Source organism: Pantoea sp. SIMBA_079 (assembly GCF_046940275.1).
In the GTDB taxonomy this organism is placed as follows: Bacteria; Pseudomonadota; Gammaproteobacteria; order Enterobacterales; family Enterobacteriaceae; genus Pantoea; species Pantoea borealis.
Genome location: NZ_JAWRYR010000738.1, coordinates 1 through 246, shown reverse-complemented (window position 1 = coordinate 246; position 246 = coordinate 1). Strand labels below are relative to the sequence as shown.

The 246-nt window shown below is 50.8% G+C and carries 1 protein-coding gene; it reads right to left on the bottom strand.

Translation table 11 applies throughout. The annotated features are described in order from the left end of the window. Positions 1–246, bottom strand: a 246-nt coding sequence (locus tag SB719_RS21915; RefSeq protein ID WP_412159997.1) for a glycosyltransferase family 2 protein, incomplete at both ends; no start/stop codon positions are given.

Below are 246 nucleotides of genomic sequence, written 5' to 3'. Positions count from 1 at the left end.
AGTCCAGTATTGCGCGCTGCGCTCAACCCATTGTTGGCTTTGTGAATATAGAAGACCAGCCCTGGATAGCAGCACGCAAAACTCTGACAGACTTCATGGGTTTCAGATGAGGGGCAGCCATCGTTCACAACAACAATTGCGAACGGAAATTCGCATTGTTGCGCGATAGCTGTTTGTAAGGTTTCTGCGGTCAATGCCGGTTGCCCGTAAGCCGGAACCAGAATGACTGCCCGAACATCCTTTACG